This is a genomic window from Bradyrhizobium sp. RDM12, from assembly GCF_051917485.1.
GTDB lineage: Bacteria > Pseudomonadota > Alphaproteobacteria > Rhizobiales > Xanthobacteraceae > Bradyrhizobium.
The window spans coordinates 1,180,288-1,197,640 of sequence record NZ_CM133064.1; the positions used below are offsets into that span (position 1 = coordinate 1,180,288).

General features: G+C 65.7%; 16 protein-coding genes and 1 pseudogene. 11 read left to right on the forward strand and 6 right to left on the reverse strand.

Annotation, left to right across the window (positions count from 1 at the left end; all coding sequences use genetic code 11):
- Positions 1-21 precede the first annotated feature (21 nt).
- The 3 genes from ACTGJ9_RS05550 to hrcA all read right to left on the reverse strand — a co-directional run bounded on the left by ACTGJ9_RS05550 (position 22) and on the right by hrcA (position 2,829).
- Positions 22-846: an IS5 family transposase gene (locus ACTGJ9_RS05550; RefSeq protein WP_456676250.1), complete on the reverse strand. Its 825-nt coding sequence runs from the start codon at positions 844-846 to the stop codon at positions 22-24.
- A gap of 190 nt (positions 847-1,036) precedes the next feature.
- Positions 1,037-1,642 carry a nucleotide exchange factor GrpE gene (gene grpE, locus ACTGJ9_RS05555; protein WP_456676251.1) on the reverse strand — a complete coding sequence of 202 codons (606 nt, stop codon included), beginning with the start codon at positions 1,640-1,642 and terminating at the stop codon, positions 1,037-1,039.
- A 98-nt stretch (positions 1,643-1,740) separates the two neighbouring features.
- Positions 1,741-2,829, reverse strand: a complete 1,089-nt coding sequence (gene hrcA / locus ACTGJ9_RS05560; RefSeq protein ID WP_456676252.1) for a heat-inducible transcriptional repressor HrcA — start codon at positions 2,827-2,829, stop codon at positions 1,741-1,743.
- Positions 2,830-3,009: 180 nt separating this feature from the next.
- Here hrcA and rph point away from each other — a divergent pair, with 180 nt between their 5' ends.
- The 3 genes from rph to hemW are packed head-to-tail and all read left to right on the forward strand — an operon-like array spanning position 3,010 to position 5,571.
- The gene (rph, locus tag ACTGJ9_RS05565) at positions 3,010-3,723 is read left to right on the forward strand and encodes a ribonuclease PH (protein ID WP_456676253.1); all 714 of its coding nucleotides are present in this window, start codon (positions 3,010-3,012) and stop codon (positions 3,721-3,723) included.
- Positions 3,724-3,734: 11 nt separating this feature from the next.
- Positions 3,735-4,370: an RdgB/HAM1 family non-canonical purine NTP pyrophosphatase gene (rdgB, locus tag ACTGJ9_RS05570; RefSeq protein WP_456676254.1), complete on the forward strand. Its 636-nt coding sequence runs from the start codon at positions 3,735-3,737 to the stop codon at positions 4,368-4,370.
- 16 nt (positions 4,371-4,386) lie between these two features.
- Positions 4,387-5,571: a radical SAM family heme chaperone HemW gene (hemW, locus tag ACTGJ9_RS05575; protein ID WP_456678444.1), complete on the forward strand. Its 1,185-nt coding sequence runs from the start codon at positions 4,387-4,389 to the stop codon at positions 5,569-5,571.
- A gap of 153 nt (positions 5,572-5,724) precedes the next feature.
- Here the strand turns inward: hemW and ACTGJ9_RS05580 are convergent, their stop codons facing one another.
- Positions 5,725-6,879, reverse strand: a complete 1,155-nt coding sequence (locus ACTGJ9_RS05580; RefSeq protein WP_456678445.1) for a penicillin-binding protein activator — start codon at positions 6,877-6,879, stop codon at positions 5,725-5,727.
- Between the two features lie 429 nt (positions 6,880-7,308).
- Between ACTGJ9_RS05580 and rsmI the strand changes: the two genes are divergently transcribed.
- The 7 genes from rsmI (at position 7,309) to ACTGJ9_RS05615 (ending at position 14,331) form a co-directional block, all read left to right on the forward strand.
- Positions 7,309-8,259 (forward strand): 16S rRNA (cytidine(1402)-2'-O)-methyltransferase, encoded by a 951-nt coding sequence (gene rsmI / locus ACTGJ9_RS05585; protein ID WP_456676255.1) that lies wholly within the window; start codon positions 7,309-7,311, stop codon positions 8,257-8,259.
- A complete protein-coding gene (locus tag ACTGJ9_RS05590; RefSeq protein ID WP_456676256.1) occupies positions 8,246-8,659 on the forward strand; it encodes a YraN family protein in 414 nt (137 codons plus the stop codon). Before rsmI ends, ACTGJ9_RS05590 begins: the two co-directional genes overlap by 14 nt.
- A gap of 10 nt (positions 8,660-8,669) precedes the next feature.
- Positions 8,670-9,614, forward strand: coding sequence for a glutathione synthase (gshB, locus tag ACTGJ9_RS05595; protein WP_456676257.1), 945 nt, complete (start codon positions 8,670-8,672; stop codon positions 9,612-9,614).
- A gap of 282 nt (positions 9,615-9,896) precedes the next feature.
- The gene (gene cpaB, locus ACTGJ9_RS05600) at positions 9,897-10,724 is read left to right on the forward strand and encodes a Flp pilus assembly protein CpaB (RefSeq protein ID WP_456676258.1); all 828 of its coding nucleotides are present in this window, start codon (positions 9,897-9,899) and stop codon (positions 10,722-10,724) included.
- Positions 10,725-10,734: 10 nt separating this feature from the next.
- Entirely contained in the window at positions 10,735-12,252 is a 1,518-nt protein-coding gene (locus ACTGJ9_RS05605; RefSeq protein WP_456678446.1) for a type II and III secretion system protein family protein, read from the forward strand.
- Positions 12,253-12,310: 58 nt separating this feature from the next.
- Positions 12,311-13,045: a CpaD family pilus assembly protein gene (locus tag ACTGJ9_RS05610; protein WP_456676259.1), complete on the forward strand. Its 735-nt coding sequence runs from the start codon at positions 12,311-12,313 to the stop codon at positions 13,043-13,045.
- The gene (locus ACTGJ9_RS05615) at positions 13,042-14,331 is read left to right on the forward strand and encodes an AAA family ATPase (protein ID WP_456676260.1); all 1,290 of its coding nucleotides are present in this window, start codon (positions 13,042-13,044) and stop codon (positions 14,329-14,331) included. Before ACTGJ9_RS05610 ends, ACTGJ9_RS05615 begins: the two co-directional genes overlap by 4 nt.
- Positions 14,332-14,376: 45 nt before the next feature.
- Here ACTGJ9_RS05615 and ACTGJ9_RS05620 read toward each other — a convergent pair whose 3' ends face one another.
- Both ACTGJ9_RS05620 and ACTGJ9_RS05625 read right to left on the reverse strand, forming a co-directional pair.
- On the reverse strand, positions 14,377-15,159 hold the full coding sequence (locus tag ACTGJ9_RS05620; protein ID WP_456676261.1) for a tetratricopeptide repeat protein: 783 nt from the start codon (positions 15,157-15,159) through the stop codon (positions 14,377-14,379).
- Between the two features lie 83 nt (positions 15,160-15,242).
- The gene (locus ACTGJ9_RS05625) at positions 15,243-15,488 is read right to left on the reverse strand and encodes a PilZ domain-containing protein (RefSeq protein WP_456676262.1); all 246 of its coding nucleotides are present in this window, start codon (positions 15,486-15,488) and stop codon (positions 15,243-15,245) included.
- Between the two features lie 237 nt (positions 15,489-15,725).
- Here ACTGJ9_RS05625 and ACTGJ9_RS05630 point away from each other — a divergent pair.
- Positions 15,726-17,263 (forward strand): annotated as a pseudogene (locus ACTGJ9_RS05630) (YifB family Mg chelatase-like AAA ATPase).
- Positions 17,264-17,353: the final 90 nt, after the last annotated feature.

The following is a 17,353-nucleotide window of genomic DNA, read 5'->3' on the forward strand; positions in this document are numbered from 1 at the left end:
TCAAAATAAGTCATTGGTATCTCAGGTTCTGGCCAAACGGCGGGAGAGCAGGCGGATACTGGCGATCAAGACCCAAGCTTCCGCGCTGGCGATGGTTGCCTCGAAGTCTTTGGCGAGCCGTCGGTTGCGGCCGAACCAGGCAAACGTGCGCTCGATGACCCAACGTCGAGGCTCGGCTTTGAACGTTCCAACGCTTTGCGAGCGGGTGACGATTTCAATCGTCCATTGGCCAAAATCAGCGATCGCATCGAGCAGCTTTGGGCCACGGTAGACACGATCGGCGAAGATGTGGCGCAGGGTGGGGAATAGACGGCCGATGATCCGCAACAGCGGGACTGCACCATGATTGTCTTGAACATTGGCGGCATGCACCTGCACAGCCAGCAAGGAGCCCTCGGTATCAGTGACGATATGACGCTTGCGTCCCTTGATCCGCTTCGCCATGTCAAACCCGCTTGGACCGCCACTTTCCGTGGTTTTCACACTCTGGCTGTCGATGACGCCAGCTGTTGGAACAGGCTTGCGTCCTTGTCGCTCGCGCACTCGTCGGACCAGCGCGTCGTTGACCGTGCGCCATAAGCCAGAACCGCGCCACTTGTAAAAATAATGCTGAACCGTCGAGTATGGCGGAAAGTCCTTCGGCAGCGCTCGCCATTGGCAGCCTCTGGCTCCAACGTAGAGGATTGCATTCACAATCACCCGCAGGCTGATCTTGCGCGGCCGGCCGCGCCGCGATCGTGCAGGTAGCAACGGCTCGATCAACTTCCATTCCGCGTCCGTCATGTCGCTTGCATAACGCAGTCCGTCGCGCCGATATTGCTGTCGGGTGGTTTCAGTCCAACTCATGTTGTGCTCCTTGAGTCTTCGCAAACACAAGGAATCACAACCGGCTGGAATCACTCAACTTTCTTTTTCGGTCAGGCTCTGAGGAGCGCGCCTCTTAGCGCGCGTCTCGAAGGATGGAAGGCCGGGATGCTAGAGCCGGGCCTGCATGGTTCGAGACGGCGCTCGCGCGCCTCCTCACCATGAGGATCAATCAGTTCGCCTCGTTGCTGTTCGCCGCGGGCGCGGGCTTGGCACCGCCCTTGGCGACGCCGACCAGCGCCGGACGCAGCACGCGATCGCCGATGGTGTAGCCGGCCTGCATGACCTGCACCACGGTGCCGGCGGGCACCGACGCATCGGGCACCTCGTACATCGCCTGCTGGAAGTTCGGATCGAACTTCTGGCCCTGCGGATCGAACTTCCTCACGCCGTGCTTTTCCAGCGCGTTGAGCAGCGAGCGCTCGGTGAGCTCGACGCCTTCGATCAGCGCGGTCAGGCCAGGGTCGGCGGCGGCACGCGCTTCGGCCGGAACGGCGTCAAGCGCGCGCTGAAGATTGTCGGCGATGTCGAGCACGTCGCGGGCAAAGCCGGTGACGCCGTAGAGCTTGGAGTCAGCGACCTCCTTGGCGGTGCGCTTGCGCAGATTTTCCATCTCGGCCAGCGTCCGCAGCATGCGGTCGCGCGCCTCGGCGGCTTCCCTCTGCAGCAATTCCACCGAACCCGGCTCGGGATCGTCGGGCATGATGTAGGGTTTTGACACCACCGGCTCGCCGGTCGCGGCAGTCGTGTCTTCAGGTTGCCGGTCTCGATCGGTCATCGGCTCTCTTTTCAAACTCGTCTTACAGGATTTTGCTGGCCCGGATATCGTGCTTCGGGCGCTGAAAATCAAGCGCCCGTGATCGGCCCAAATGCCGGTCAGCCCCCCAGCAGCCGGCTGACGATGCGGGCGGCGTAGTCCACGGTCGGGATCACACGGGCATAATTCAGCCGCGTCGGCCCGATCACGCCCAAAACGCCGACGATGCGGCCGGCGGCATCCCGATAGGGCGAGATGATGGTGGACGAGCCCGACAGCGAGAACAGCTTGTTCTCCGAACCGATGAAAATCCGCACGCCTTCGGCGGTTTCGGCGCGCCCCAGCAGGTCGATCACGCCACGCTTGGTCTCGAGATCGTCGAACAGCAGCCGCACCCGCTCGAGATCCTCCAGCGCGTGCAGATCCTCCAGCAGATTGGCGTGGCCGCGAACGATCAGCTGGCGGTCCTCATTCTCCCCGCCGGACCAGCTCGCAATCCCGGCCGAGATCACCTTTTGCGTCAATTGATCGAGCTCGGCACGAGCCTCCGCGAGCGCGGTTTCCAGCTCGAGTCGCGCCTCGGCGAGCGTCCGGCCGCGAATCCGCGAATTGAGGAAATTGCCGGCCTCGGTGATGGCCGAGGAGGGAACCCCCGGCGGTAGCGTGAGCACGCGGTTTTCGACCTGGCCATCCTCGCCGACCAGGATCACCAGCGCCTTCTCGGGTTCCAGCCGGACGAATTCGATGTGCTTCAGCCGGGTATTCGATTTCGGCGTCAGGACGACCGCCGCGGTGCGGGTGAGACCCGACAGCCGCGTCAGCGCCTGATCGAGCGCCGCCTCGACCGACTGCGCCTGCCCGACCGAGGTCAGCTGGCTTTGAATCGACTGCCGCTCGGCGTCGTTGAGATCGCCGACTTGCATCAGGGCGTCGACAAAGAAGCGCAAGCCGAGTTCCGTCGGCAACCGGCCGGCAGAGGTGTGGGGCGCATAGATGAGGCCGAGATGTTCCAGATCCGCCATGACGTTGCGGACCGAGGCCGGCGACAGTGGCATCGCGATCAGCCGCGATATGTTGCGCGAGCCAACCGGCTCGCCGGTCGCGAGATAGCTTTCGACAATTTGACGAAAGATGTCGCGGGAACGCTCGTTGAGCTGGGCAAGCCCTGGGGGCGGCGCGATCAGATGGATCGGATCGTGATGGGCCACAGCGGTAACTCCTCTCAGACGCTCATAATTTGTCCATCCCTGAGCGTTCTGACAAGCGTGGCGTTTGCGGGGTGGAAAACCGGGGGTGAAAAAGCCTTGTCGTCCCCCCTTGCCGCCCACCCTCACCCCACCTACAAGCACCGCGAACAGCCCTTTTCCGAGAGTTTTGGAGGATTTCCCATGCGGCCAAGCCGCCGTGCGCCCGACGAATTGCGCCCCGTGACGCTGGAGCGTGGCGTGGTCAAATACGCGGAAGGCTCGTGCCTGGTGAAATTCGGCGACACCCATGTGCTTGTCACCGCGACACTGGAAGACCGCCTGCCGCCCTGGCTGAAGGGCCAAGGCCGCGGCTGGGTCACCGCCGAATACGGCATGCTGCCGCGCGCGACCTCCGAACGCACCCGCCGCGAAGCTGCCGCCGGCAAGCAGAGCGGCCGCACCGTCGAGATTCAGCGCCTGATCGGGCGTTCGTTGCGCACCATCGTCGATCTCGAAGCGCTCGGTGAGCGCCAGATCACGGTCGATTGCGACGTACTCCAGGCCGACGGCGGCACCCGCACCGCCTCGATCACCGGTGCCTGGGTCGCGCTCGCCGACTGCATCAACTGGATGAAGACGCGCAACATGATCAAGGCCAATGTGATGCGCGACAACGTCGCCGCGATCTCCTGCGGCATCTATCAGGGCAAGCCGGTGCTGGATCTCGACTATGCCGAGGATTCCGAAGCCGAGACCGACGCCAATTTCGTCATGACCGGCGACGGCCGCATCATCGAGGTGCAGGGCACCGCGGAGCGCGAGGCGTTTACGCAGGACGAGTTCCTCGCGCTGATCGCCTTGGCGCAAAAGGGCATCGCGCGTCTCGTGGACTTGCAGAAACTGGCTGTCGCGTAGTCAATAGGCTCATGCACCGTCGAATCACCGGAAAGCTCGTCATCGCGACCCACAATCCCGGCAAGCTCGCCGAGATGAAGGAGCTGCTCGCGCCTCACGGTATCGAAGTGGTGTCGGCCGGCGAGCTCGGCCTGCCCGAGCCGGACGAGACCGGCAACGATTTCCGCACGAACGCCGCGATCAAGGCGATCGCGGCGGCGCAGGCGACGAAATTGCCCGCGTTCGCCGACGATTCCGGTATCGTGGTCGATGCGCTCGACGGCGCGCCCGGCATCTACAGCGCGCGCTGGGCCGGACCGTCCAAAGACTTCGCTGCCGCAATGGCGCAGATCGAACGCCTGTTGCAGGAGCGTGGCGCCACCAAGCCGGACCAGCGCAAGGCGCATTTCGTCTCGGCGCTGTGCGTCGCATGGCCCGACGATCATCTCGAAGAAGTCGAGGCGCGCGTCGACGGCACCCTGGTCTGGCCGCCGCGCGGCACCGCCGGCTTCGGCTACGATCCGATGTTCCTGCCGGATGGTTACGACCGCACCTTCGGCGAGATGACGAGCATCGAAAAGCACGGCCTGCCACCGCTCGGTCTCGGCCTGTCGCACCGCGCCCGCGCCTTCGTGAAACTGGCGGAGATCTGCCTTGAGCCGCGCTAGAGCGTTTTCGAGCGAAGTGGATACCGGTTCGCGCCAGGAAAACGCGTCAAAACAAGAATCCGAAGCCTTTGGCGTCTACGTGCACTGGCCGTTCTGCCTGTCGAAGTGCCCCTATTGCGACTTCAACAGCCATGTCCGCCACGCCGCGATCGACGAGGCGCGCTTTGCCGCCGCCTTCGCCCGCGAGATCGAAACCACCGCACAGCGCTCGCCCGGCCGCGAGGTGACCTCGATCTTTCTCGGCGGCGGCACACCGTCGCTGATGCAGCCCGCAACCGTCGGCGCCGTGCTCGATGCGATCGGCAAGCACTGGAAAGTTGGCAACGACGTCGAAGTGACGCTCGAGGCAAACCCGACCAGTGTCGAAGCCACGCGCTTTGCCGGCTATCGCACCGCCGGCGTCAACCGCGTCTCGCTCGGCGTGCAGGCGCTCGACGACACCTCGCTGAAGGCGCTGGGCCGCATGCACAGCGCGCGCGAGGCGCTCGATGCGGTCGCGATCGCGCGCCGCTCGTTCGACCGCTACTCGTTCGACCTGATCTACGCCCGCCCGGACCAGACCCCGGCGATGTGGGCCGATGAACTGCGTCTCGCAATCGGCGAAGCGGCCGAGCATCTGTCGCTCTATCAATTGACGATCGAAGAAGGCACGCCGTTCTTCGGTCTGCATCGGGCCGGCAAGCTGAAGACACCTGACGAAGCGGTCGCACGCGCGCTCTACGACGTGACGCAGGAGACCTGCGACAAGCTGGGGCTGCCCGCTTACGAGATTTCCAACCACGCGCGGCGCGGCGCCGAGTGCCGGCACAATCTGGTGTACTGGCGCGGCGAGGAATATGCCGGCATCGGCCCCGGCGCGCATGGCCGCCTCGACATCGACGGCATCCGCCACGCCACTGCCACCGAGAAGCGCCCCGAAGCCTGGCTGATGCGCGTCGAAAGCAGCGGCCATGGCGTCGTCACCGACGATCTTCTCAACAGCGAAGAACGCGCCGACGAATTTTTGCTGATGGGACTGCGCCTCGCTGAAGGTATCGATCCCGATCGCTACACCGCGCTCTCCGGCCGTCCGCTCGATCCCAAGCGCATCGCGCTTTTGCGCGAGGAAGGCGCGATCACGGTCGACGCAACAGGACGGCTGCGCGTCACAAGCAGCGGCTTCCCGGTGCTGGATGCAGTGGTCGCCGATCTCGCGGCGTAAGTCTCAACCAAAGCGGCGGTGCGCCCCTCGCCCGCTTGCGGGAGAGGGTTGGGGAGAGGATGTCTCCGCACCGGGACAATCCCCAAGCGGAGAAAGCCCTCACCCGATTTGCTGCGCAAATCGACCTCTCCCGCAAGCGGGCGAGGTGAACCATCACGCCCCAAAGCTCTTCGGCGAGCCCGCGACTGCAACACCGCCGCCCGTCGTCACCTTCATCACCGCAAGGCCGCGCTCGTTGGTGCCGTCGGCGCGGAAGCGGAACAAGCCATCGATGCCGGCGAAGCCGGAGGGATTGGTGAGCACATCCGACGAGAAGCGGGTGGTGCCCTGCGTGCGCGCGAGCGCTGCGACGAGCGCGACCGCGTCATAGGCGAGCGTCGCTGTGCGGATCGGATCGGCGCCATATTTAGTGCGATAACGGCCGGAGAACGCACGAAAACCTGCCGGATCCGGTGCGGCGTAGAGGCCACCCTGCAAGCTCGGGCTCGCATAGACACGCGGGCTGTCCCACAGGCCGGTGCCGAGCAGCTGGATGTTGCGCAAATTCGCACCCGCCGCGGTCATCGCATCTGCGACCGCAACGACGGCATCGCCGTCATCGGCAATGAACAGCGCATCGGCGCTGCCGAGCTGCTGCGCCACGGTGCGCGCCGGCGTCGCGCGATCGGCGCCGTATTTCTCGAACGCGACGATGCGTCCGCCGCGCCGTGGCACCGCAGCTTTGACTGCGGCCTCGACCACATTGCCATAGGCATTGTCGGGCACGAGCACGGCGACGGAGCGTTTTCCGATACTGGCGGAATATTCGACGATGCGATTGACGTCGGACTCCGGCAGGAAGCTCAAGAGATAGACGCCGCGGCCGGCGATGCTCGAATCGGTCGAGAACGCCATCACCGGGATGCCGCGCGCGCGTGCGACCTGCGCTACCGCCGGCACCGACTGTGCGAACAGCGGCCCCAAAATGATCTCGGCGCCTTCGTCGACCGCCTGCTGCGCGCCGGCTTGCGCGCCCTGCGGGCTGCCATTGTCGTCCTTGATCAGGAGCTGGATGTTCGGGTTCTGGAACTCGGCCAGCGCCATCTCGGCGGCGTTGCGCATCGACTGCGCGGCAAGTCCGGCATTGCCTGCGGCCGAGAGCGGCAGGATCACGCCGACCTTCACCCCGCCGGTGCCGGCGGTCGTCGCCTGCTGCGGCGGCCCGGCCGGCTGGGCCGGCGGGGATGAGCTCGGGAACGGGCTGGAAAACTGGCTGAGGCTCTGCTGCACGCCGGCGCAGGCCGACAGCAAGGGCGTGCCGAGCAGCAGGCCAAGCGCACTCCGCCGGGTCGCCCCGACAAACGGGCCCCCTCGACGGGAGACTTCAGATCACGCAGGCGCACCATGGCAGCTCTTCTTTTGATCTTCCGTCGCCGGCCGATCACAGCAAATCTTGCCGCGACAGAAGCCGCGGATTCAGGCATATTGTCGGCAAATAGTTAACCAAAACAAAAGGATAATGACCGCTTAACGCGGCTACCGCTCAAGTCCTGGCTGGCTCTCCGCCGTCCGTCACGAAAGCATCAAGGCGCCGTTTCCGCCGCGAATATGGCGCTGGCGCTCCGTTCCCTCTCGAATGTGATGCCGGATGGATCACATTCCAGCCCTTCCTCGCCCCAGTTCAGTATCCTGTCCCGTACGATCTTTTTCGAAGGACCGGTTCCCTGCCCCGGGGATCATGCCTAAGTTCGATTCATTATGCGCGCAAAGCCGGCCCCGATAAATACGACTGAAGCTGAGGACGCCGCCCCGCGCGGCTTCTCCATCGACGCCCATCGGCTCACGGTGCCGAAGCCTCCGGCCGGCCTCTATCTGGTCGCGACCCCGATCGGAAATCTCGGCGACATCACGCTCCGTGCGCTGCAGACGCTCGCCGGGGTCGACGTCATCGCCTGCGAGGACACCCGCATCACGCGGCGCCTGACCGAGCGCTACAATATCTCGGCGCAACTCAAGCAATATCACGAGCACAATGCCGAGACCGCCCGCCCAAGAATCCTGGAGGCGCTTGCCGCAGGCGGCTCGGTCGCGCTGGTATCGGATGCCGGCACGCCGCTGATCTCCGATCCCGGTTACAAGCTGGTGCGCGAGGTCTGCGCGGCCGGCCACGCGGTCTATGCACTGCCGGGCCCGTCCTCGGTGCTGGCGGCGCTGTCGGTCGCGGCGCTGCCGACCGACCGTTTCTTCTTCGAGGGATTCTTGCCGGCTAAATCCGCCGCGCGGCGGTCGCGCCTCGCCGAACTTGCCCGCATCGACGCCACGCTGGTGATGTTCGAATCCGGCAACCGGGTGCAGGATACGCTCGCCGAACTCGCCGAGATCATGGGCACGCGCGAGGCCGCAATCTGCCGCGAGCTGACAAAACTGCACGAGGAGATTTCGCGCGCGAGGCTGGACGAGCTGGCGCGCGAGGCGGACACGCTGGAGACGCGCGGCGAATTCGTGCTGGTGATCGCTCCGCCGGCCGCCGATGCCGACGTGCTCTCATCGGATGCGCTGGACGATCTCCTGCGCGAGCAGCTGGCCACGCATAGCGTCAAGGACGCCGTCGCGCATGCGGTCGCGCTCTCGGGGCGGCCGCGCCGCGAGGTCTATGCCCGCGCGCTCGAGCTCGCAAAAAATTTGCGGGGCGGCGATGGCGAAGACTAAGGACGCACCGGAACCGAAACAGGAGCCGAAGATCGCCTCGCCCGAGCGCGTTGCCGCGTTCCGCACCGGCATCTCGGCCGAGAGCCGCGCCGCCGCCTATCTGATGGCGAAGGGCTATCGCATTCTGGCCAAGCGCTATCGCACTCCGCATGGCGAGATCGACCTCGTGGCGCGCCGCCGCAACCTGATCGCCTTCGTCGAGGTCAAGGCGCGCGCCAGCCTCGATGAGGCTGCCTACGCCGTGACGCCGCGCCAGCAGCGGCGCATCATCGACGCCGCGCAGGGCTGGCTTGTGACGCATCCCGAGCATGCGGAATTCGAGTTGCGATTCGACGCCATGCTGATTGCGCCGCGATCACTTCCACGCCATGTGTTGGCGGCATTCGACGCCTCGACCTGAAAGGCAGACCATGAAACTGAACGTCGCCGTCCAGATGGACCCCATCGCCCGCATCAACATCAAGGGCGATTCCACCTTTGCGCTGCTTCTGGAGGCGCAGAAGCGCGGCCATGGCCTGTCCTATTACACACCCGACAAGCTCTCGATGGTCGGCGACGAGATCGTCGCACCCGTCCAGCTCCTGACCGTGCGCGACGAGCCCGGCGATCACTTCACCCTCGGCGAGCCCAGGCGCGAGGCGCTGAACGGCTTTGACGTGGTGCTGCTGCGCCAGGATCCGCCGTTCGATCTCGCCTACATCACCTCGACGCATCTGCTCGAGCACATTCATCCGAAGACGCTGGTCGTCAACGATCCCGCTTCGGTGCGCAACGCGCCCGAAAAGCTGTTCGTGATGAATTTTCCGCAACTGATGCCGCCGACCCTGATCTCGCGCGACCTGGATGAGATCAACGCCTTCCGCGACAAGCACGGTGCCGTGGTGATGAAGCCGCTGCACGGCCATGGCGGCGCCGCGGTGTTCCGCGTGATGCCGCAGGACATGAATTTCGGCTCGCTCTACGACATATTCTCGGTCACCTTCAAGGAGGCCTGGGTGATCCAGCAGTTCATCCCCGAGGTGAAGCTCGGCGACAAACGCATCATCCTGGTCAATGGCGAGTTCGCAGGCGCGGTGAACCGGGTGCCGGCTGCCGACGACCTCCGCTCCAACATGGTGCGCGGCGGCGCGGCGAAGGAGACCGAGCTGACGCCACGCGAGCGCGAGATCTGCGCCACCGTCGGTCCGGCGCTGCGCGAGCGCGGACTTCTGTTCGTCGGCATCGACGTCATCAACGGTAACCTCACCGAGATCAACGTGACCTCGCCGACCGGCATCCGCGCCATCGCGCGGCTCGGCGGCCCCGATGTTGCGGCGAAGATCTGGGACGCGATCGAGCAGAAGCGGGCGAAGTAGCGGCGGCGCTGCGGACATCAACGGAAACGTTGACCGCGCTTCACTAACCACCCATTCACCATGACGTCCCGCGCCGCGTGCGAATGCACCGGCGCGCCTGCGTGAATCTACGGGGTCAGTGGCCGAACGGCTAACGCGGCATTCACCATCTGCCCAAAACCCGCACCGTCACTGATCATCACACTGGGCCTCGCAACACCCCTTATACTTTTACTCCCTACTCATCGATGCCGGGGAACCCGCCACGTGCGGTTCGAGTGCCCCGCGTAAGAGTAGAAGCGTATGAATACCGCACGCATTGTCGTTCTCGTCATCGCACTAGGCGCCGGCGGCGTCGCCGCGTATCTGGCGAGCGGCTACGACAACAAGCCCGCGCCCGCGCTCGCGGTGGCCGAGAAGCTGCCGACCGTCGAGGTGCTCGTCGCCAAATCCGACATTCAGCTCGGCCAGGCCGTGAAGGCCGAGGATCTGCAATGGCAGATCTGGCCGCAATCGACCGCAAGCAGCGCCTTTATCCGCCGCGACAGCAGGCCCGACGCACAGACCCAGATCGCCGGCTCGATCGCACGCGTGCCCTTGATGCAGGGCGAGCCGATCCGCGAGCAGAAGCTGGTGAAGGCCGACGGATCCGGCTTCATGGCCGCGATCCTGCCGTCCGAGCGGGCCGTGTCGACGGAGATCTCCGCCGAGACCGCGGCCGGAGGCTTCATCCTGCCGAACGACCGCGTCGATATCGTCCTGACGCGACGCCTGAAGAACCCCGATGGCGCCAACAACAACAACAACAGCCCGGCTGGCGGCAACGACCTGATCCTGTCGGAAGTCATCCTGACCAACATCCGCGTGCTCGCGATCGACCAGGCGCCGAAGGAGAAGGACGGCCAGAACGCCGTGATCGGCAAGACGGTCACGCTCGAACTCAGGCCGGACCAGGTCGCGACGCTGTCGGCCTCGCGCCAGGGCGGCACGCTGACACTTGCACTGCGCAGCATCGCCGATGCCAGCGCCTCCGACGGCACGCCCGAGGACCAGGCATTCAAGCAGCGTTCGAGCGGCGTGAACGTGATCCGCTACGGGGTGCAGGCGCGACAATTGACGTCACAGAAGTGATGGGGACATGATGAACTACGGGGATAATCGGACGAGCCTGCGCATTCGGGGGAAGCGCGCCGGCTCGTTCTGGGCAGGGGCAATGCTGGTACTGGGGCTGCTCGCAGCCGCCGATCTCGTCCATGCTGCGGATGCGCCGGTCGGAGACCAGGCGCCTATGCAGGCGCCGGATCTCGGCGTCTCGCCGGTTGCAACCATCGCGCCGGCGCGGACGCGTTCGCTGTCGCTCGGCATCGGCAAGTCGGTCGTCATCGACCTGCCGCGCGAGGTCAAGGACGTGCTGGTGGCCGATCCCAAGATCGCCAATGCGGTGATCCGCTCGTCGCAGCGCGCCTACATCATCGGCGGCCAGGTCGGCCAGACCAACGTGGTGTTCTTCGCCGCCGACGGCCAGCAGGTTGCTTCCTACGACATCGCGGTCAAGCGCGACCTCAACGGCATGCGCACGGCGTTGCGCTCGTCGCTGCCGGGCGTGCAGATCGAGGGCGTCGGCGACAGCGTAATGCTGACCGGCTCGGTGTCGAGCCCGGTCGAGGCCCAGCAGGCCGGCGACGTCGCCGCCAAGCTCGTCGGCGGCGCCGACAAGGTCGTCAACAACATCGTCGTGCGCGGCCGCGACCAGGTGATGCTGAAGGTCGTGGTCGGCGAAGTCCGCCGCGACATCGTCAAGCAATTGGGTGTCGATCTCAGCGCCAGCCTGAATGCCGGCACCGCAGTGGTGAATTTCAACAATTCCAACCCGTTCTCGGTCAGCGGTGGACCGCTGGTCTCCAGTAACGGGCTCGGCGTCGCCGGCCTGACCAAGGGCGTCGCCACCGTCAGCGCCACGATGCGCGCGATGGAAAGCGCGGGCGTGATGCGAACGCTGGCCGAGCCGAGCCTGACCGCGATCTCGGGCGAATCCGCAACCTTCATCGCGGGCGGCGAATTCCCGATCCCGGCAGGCTATTCCTGCGATCCGACAACGCATGTCTGTACCACCCAGATTTCCTACAAAAAGTTCGGTATCTCCCTGAACTTCACGCCGGTCGTGCTCAGCGAGGGCCGCATCAGCCTGCGCGTGATGACCGAGGTTTCGGAGCTGTCGAACCAGCAGGCGATCACGGTGACGCAGGCAGTGTCGTCGACCGCGAACAACTCCATCACCATTCCCTCGATCCAGACCCGCCGCGCCGAAACCACACTCGAGATTCCCTCGGGCGGCTCGATGGCGATGGCCGGCCTGATCCAGCAGCAGACCAAGCAGGCCGTCAACGGCCTGCCGGGCATCGACCAGGTGCCGATTCTCGGCGCGCTGTTCCGCAGCCAGGACTTCGTCAACAACGAGACCGAGCTGATGGTGATCGTGACTCCCTATGTGGTGCGCGCGGTCGCGCAGAAGGAATTGTCGCGGCCGGATGACGGCTTCGCGCCGTCGTCGGACGCGCAGTCGGCGCTGCTCGGGCGCATGAACCGCCTCTATGGCATCGCCCGCCGTGTCGATCCGATGGACGGCAACCAGGGCGATTTCGGCTTCATCATCGACTGACGCGCGAACGGACTGTTTGGGGAACGGGGCGGGAAACGGGGTAAGTGGGGACAAGCCGATGACGAAGACAAATGATCGACGTCGCAATTTGCGCATGGCGCTCGCGCTGACGGGGCTCTCCGTCATGCTGGGAGCCTGCAACACCACGGGCGACGTCGTCACCACCCAGACGGTGCCCACCGACTACCGCATGCGTCACCCGATCGCGGTGCAGGAAGGCAAGCGCTCGATCGTGATCTTCGTCGGCAAGGCGCGCGGCGGACTTTCGGCCGCGCAGCACGCCGACGTGATGGGCATTGCCCAGGACTGGGTGCGCGAAGGCACCGGCTCCGTCGTCGTCGACGTGCCCATCGACACTGCGAATTCGCGCGCGGCCGCTGCGACCTATCACGAAATCCGCGCCGTGCTGGGCAGCGGCGGCGTGCCGTCGCGCGCCGTCGTCCAGCATCCCTATCGTCCCGAAGATCCCGCCCTGCTGCCGACCATTCGGCTGAGCTATTCCAAGATCACCGCGGTGGCCGGCCCCTGCGGGCTGTGGCCCGAGGACATGGGGCCGTCGATCCTCGACCCCGGCTACAACGAGAACCGGCCCTACTTCAATCTCGGTTGCGCCACCCAGCGCAATCTTGCCGCGATGATCGACAACCCCGCCGACCTCGAGCAGCCCCGCGCGGAGACGCCGGCCTACACCGCACGGCGCGACATCGCGTTCGACCGCTACCGCAAGGGCACGACCACGGCGACCTCCTACCCCGAGGCTGAAAAGGCCAAACTCAGCGACACAGGCAAATGACGGGCATCCACTACGAAGAGGCGGACCATCCGCAGCATCCCGACGAACACATTGCGCCGGTTCCCCGAATCTCGGTGCAGGCCTTCTGCGAGACCGAGCAGACGCTGGCCGCGATGACCGCGGCCGGCCAGGACCGCCGTCTCGCCAAGGCGCATCTCACCGCCAGGAGCGGCGGCCTCGCCGCGGCGATCGAAGTCTATGACACGATGCCCACGCCGAACGTGATCGTGATCGAATCCGACGGCACCCGCGACATCCTCGAGGGCCTCGATGACCTCGCCGGCGTCTGCGATCCCGGCACGCGCGTGGTCGTGATCGGCAATCCCAACGACACCGCGCCCTATCGCGAGCTGGTACGTCGCGGCGTCAACGACTACGTGATCGGGCCGGTCGAAACCCTCGACGTGGTGCGATCGATCTGCAGCCTGTTTTCGGCCTCCGAAGCCATCATCACCGGACGCGTCATCGCGGTGGTCGGTGCCAAGGGCGGCGTCGGCGCCTCCACCGTCGCGCACAACGTGGCCTGGACCATCGCGCGCGACCTCGCGCTTGATTCCGTCGTGATCGATCTCGACCTCGCCTTCGGCACCGCCGGCCTCGACTACAACCAGGATCCGGCGCAGGGCATCGCCAACGCGGTGCTGTCGCAGGACCGGCCGGACACGGCGCTGATGGAGCGCCTGCTCGCCAGATGCACCGACCGCCTCAGCCTGCTCGCCGCACCGGCCACCCTTGATCGGGTCTATGATTTCGGCGCGGAAGCGTTCGATGCGATCTTCGATACGCTGCGCATGACCACGCCCTGCATCGTGCTCGACGTGCCGCATCAATGGTCGGCCTGGACCAAGCGCGCGCTCGTCAATGCCGACGACATCGTCATCGTGGCCGAGCCGGATCTCGCGAACTTACGCAACACCAAGAACATGCTGACCGTGCTCAAGGCGGCGCGACCGAACGACCGGCCGCCGCTCTATTGCATCAACCAGGTCGGCATGCACAAGCGCGCCGAGATCGACGTCAAGTCGTTCGCCAAGACCATGGAAAGCCAGCCGCTCGCGGTGATCCCGTTCGATTCGAAGCTGTTCTCGACCGCGGCCAATAACGGCCAGATGATCGCGGAGGTCTCCAGGAGCCACCGCACCACCGAGCTGTTCCAGACCATGGCCAACCGCCTCGCCGGGCGCGGCGAGGCGAAGAAGCCGAAGCGTTCGCTGCTCGGACCGCTGCTGAAGAAGTTGAAGGGGAGGACCGGACGCGCATCCGCTCCGCATCGCAAGGCGTCGTAAGCGCGAAAGCGTTTCCCGGCGCGCAAGACTCGCGGCGGCGGCGGATTACTTCTCCGCCCGCTGCTGCTGCTTCTTCGACAGCAGCTGGCGCAGCGCGGTGATCTTTGCCGCCGCCTGATCCGGCGGCAGATCGGCCTTCACGATGGTCTCGGCCTCGGCCTGCTTGCCTTCCAGCCCCAGCACCAGCGCGAGGTTGCCCCGCACGCGGGAATCGGCCGGGTTGCGCTGATAGGCGCGGCGCATGGTTTCCTCGGCCCGCGGCAGGTTATTCTGAAGCATGTAGGACAGGCCGAGATTGGACAAAACCTGCGGCTCGTCCGGCACGATCTTAAGTGCCGTCGCATAATATTGCTGCGCTTCCTCGTTGCGGCCGAGCTGATCGAGCGCCGCACCCTGCGCCGACAAGATGTGCCAGTCCGGATCCTCCGGCGTATGCGCGCGGCTGAGCACGTCGAAGGCCTGCTGGAAATTGCCATTATCGGCGAGCGCGCGGCCATAGCCGGCAAGCAGCGCCTTGTTGCTGGGATGGGCGAGCACGGCCTGCTCCATTACCGCGACCGCCTGGGCGCGCTGCCCGGTCTCGCGCAACGCCTTGCCGTAGTCGAGGGCGATGGCGGGATCGCTGGGCCTGGCGCGATAGCGCTCGCGCAAGCCGTCCATGTCAGGCCTGGCGTCCGCCATAGCGGCAGGTTCCGGCTTGCCACCGACGCCAAGCGCGCCGGTCACATCCTCCAGGCTCGTGGTCTGGCAGCCACCGAGCGCGAGCACCAGAAGCACAGGAAGCAGGAATCTCGCCGGGGGAGAGGCAAGGGACGAACGCTTGGACATACTCTGATCACCGCCGGCGGACTGATCAGAGATGCTTTGCCGATTAACGCTAAATTCCCGTTAAGGAAACGCGTCGATCAGGATTAGTCGGTGAATTCCGCACCGAATTCGCAGCCGATGCGCCAGCGCAGGCGGCATTGGCGGGAATAGTCGGGTGCGAAGATGATGGTGAATTGCGGCGGCACTTCCAGGAATTCGGCCACGACCTTCACCCCGCCATTCGAGATATCCGTAATCGTGCAGTCCCGCGGCAGCGACCCCGCGCCAAAATGGATCTTGGCGAGCCGCGTGCACACCCGTCGTTCGCTTCTGCGGCGATTTGCAAGCATTTGAATTGTTCACCCGTTAGATCACGGCCCATCCCGCAGCTCTAGGAGTAGCGGACATTCGTTGGAATGTGCTGAGCGCAGCCGCTCGCATTCGAGACGTAGTCGAAGCTTAGTGTCTTGGTCCCGTTTACCGGTCGTTAGGAATTCCCCCCCCCGTCTTCCGTTCTTGTATTGTTCTTGTCAGGACCATCGCGCTCTGCTACCCTCGATTGTGCAAGAGGGCAGGCTGGTTTGGGCATGGTTCAGCGGGTTTCGACAGTCGCTTTTGAGGGGATCGAGGCCCGCGCGGTCGACGTGCAGGTGCAGGTCGCGCCGGGGCTGCCGGCCTTCGCCATCGTCGGGCTGCCCGACAAGGCGGTGTCGGAGGCGCGCGAGCGGGTCCGCGCCGCGCTGATCGCCTCGGGCCTGGCGCTGCCGGCCCGGCGGATCATCGTCAATCTCGCCCCCGCCGACGTCCCGAAGGAAGGCAGCCATTACGACCTGCCGATTGCGCTGGGGCTGATGGCCGCGATCGGCGCGATTCCGCCGGATGCGCTGACGGGTTTTACCGTGCTCGGCGAGCTCGGCCTCGACGGCTCGATCGCGCCGGTGGCCGGCGTTTTGCCCGCCGCGATCGGCGCCAATGCCCGCGAGGAAGGTCTGATCTGCCCGGCGGCCTGCGGCTCGGAAGCGGCGTGGGCGAGTCCGGACATCCAGATCGTCGCCGCGCAATCGCTGATTCAGATCGCCAACCATTTCAAGGGCACGCAAGTGCTGTCGCGGCCCGTGCCGAAAGTCCACGAAGCAGCAAGCTCGCTGCTCGACCTGCGCGACATCAAGGGCCAGGAGAGCGCCAAGCGGGCGCTGGAGATCGCAGCCGCGGGCGGGCATCATCTCTTGATGATCGGCGCGCCCGGGGCCGGCAAATCGATGCTCGCGGCACGCCTGCCCTCGATCCTGCCGCCGCTGTCGCCAGGCGAACTACTCGAGGTCTCGATGATCGCCTCCGTCGCCGGCGAGATCGAGGGCGGCGCGCTGACATCGCGGCGGCCGTTCCGTTCGCCACATCATTCCGCCAGCATGGCCGCGCTCACCGGCGGCGCGCGCGCGCAAAGCCCGGCGAGATCTCACTGGCGCATCAGGGCGTGCTGTTCCTCGACGAGCTGCCCGAGTTCGATCCGCGCGTGCTGGATTCGCTGCGCCAGCCGCTGGAGAACGGCGAGGTCTCGGTCTCCCGCGCCAACCACCGCGTGACTTACCCGGCGCGCTTCATGCTGATCGCAGCGATGAACCCCTGCCGCTGCGGCAATGCGTTCGAGCCGGGCTATGCCTGCAAGCGCGGCCGCATCGACCGCTGCACCGGAGACTACCAGGCGCGCATCTCCGGCCCGCTGATGGACCGCATCGATCTGCGCATCGAAGTCCCGGCCGTGACTGCTGCCGATCTGATCCTGCCGCCGCCGGCGGAAGGCTCCGCCGAAGTCGCCGCCCGCGTGGCGGCGGCGCGCGACATCCAGCTCGCGCGCTATGCCGATGCCGGCCTGCCGCAGATCCGCACCAATGCCGAGGCGCCGGCATCCGTGCTGGAGGACATCGCCAGGCCGGACGCGCAGGGGCAGAAGCTGCTGCGCGATGCCGCCGAGACGATGCGGCTGTCGGCGCGCGGCTATCACCGCGTGCTGCGGGTGGCCCGCACGCTCGCCGACCTTGACGGCGCCGACAAGATCGGCCGGCTGCATCTTGCCGAGGCGCTGTCCTACCGCGCACTCGCGGAGGATGTGCGCCAGCTGGCTTGATCATCCCGCGCATCAACCCGGCGGTAACGAGTTTCCTTTACGCTCTGCAAACCACAAGGCCCACAAGTTCCAGTCCGGGCCCGGCGAGTA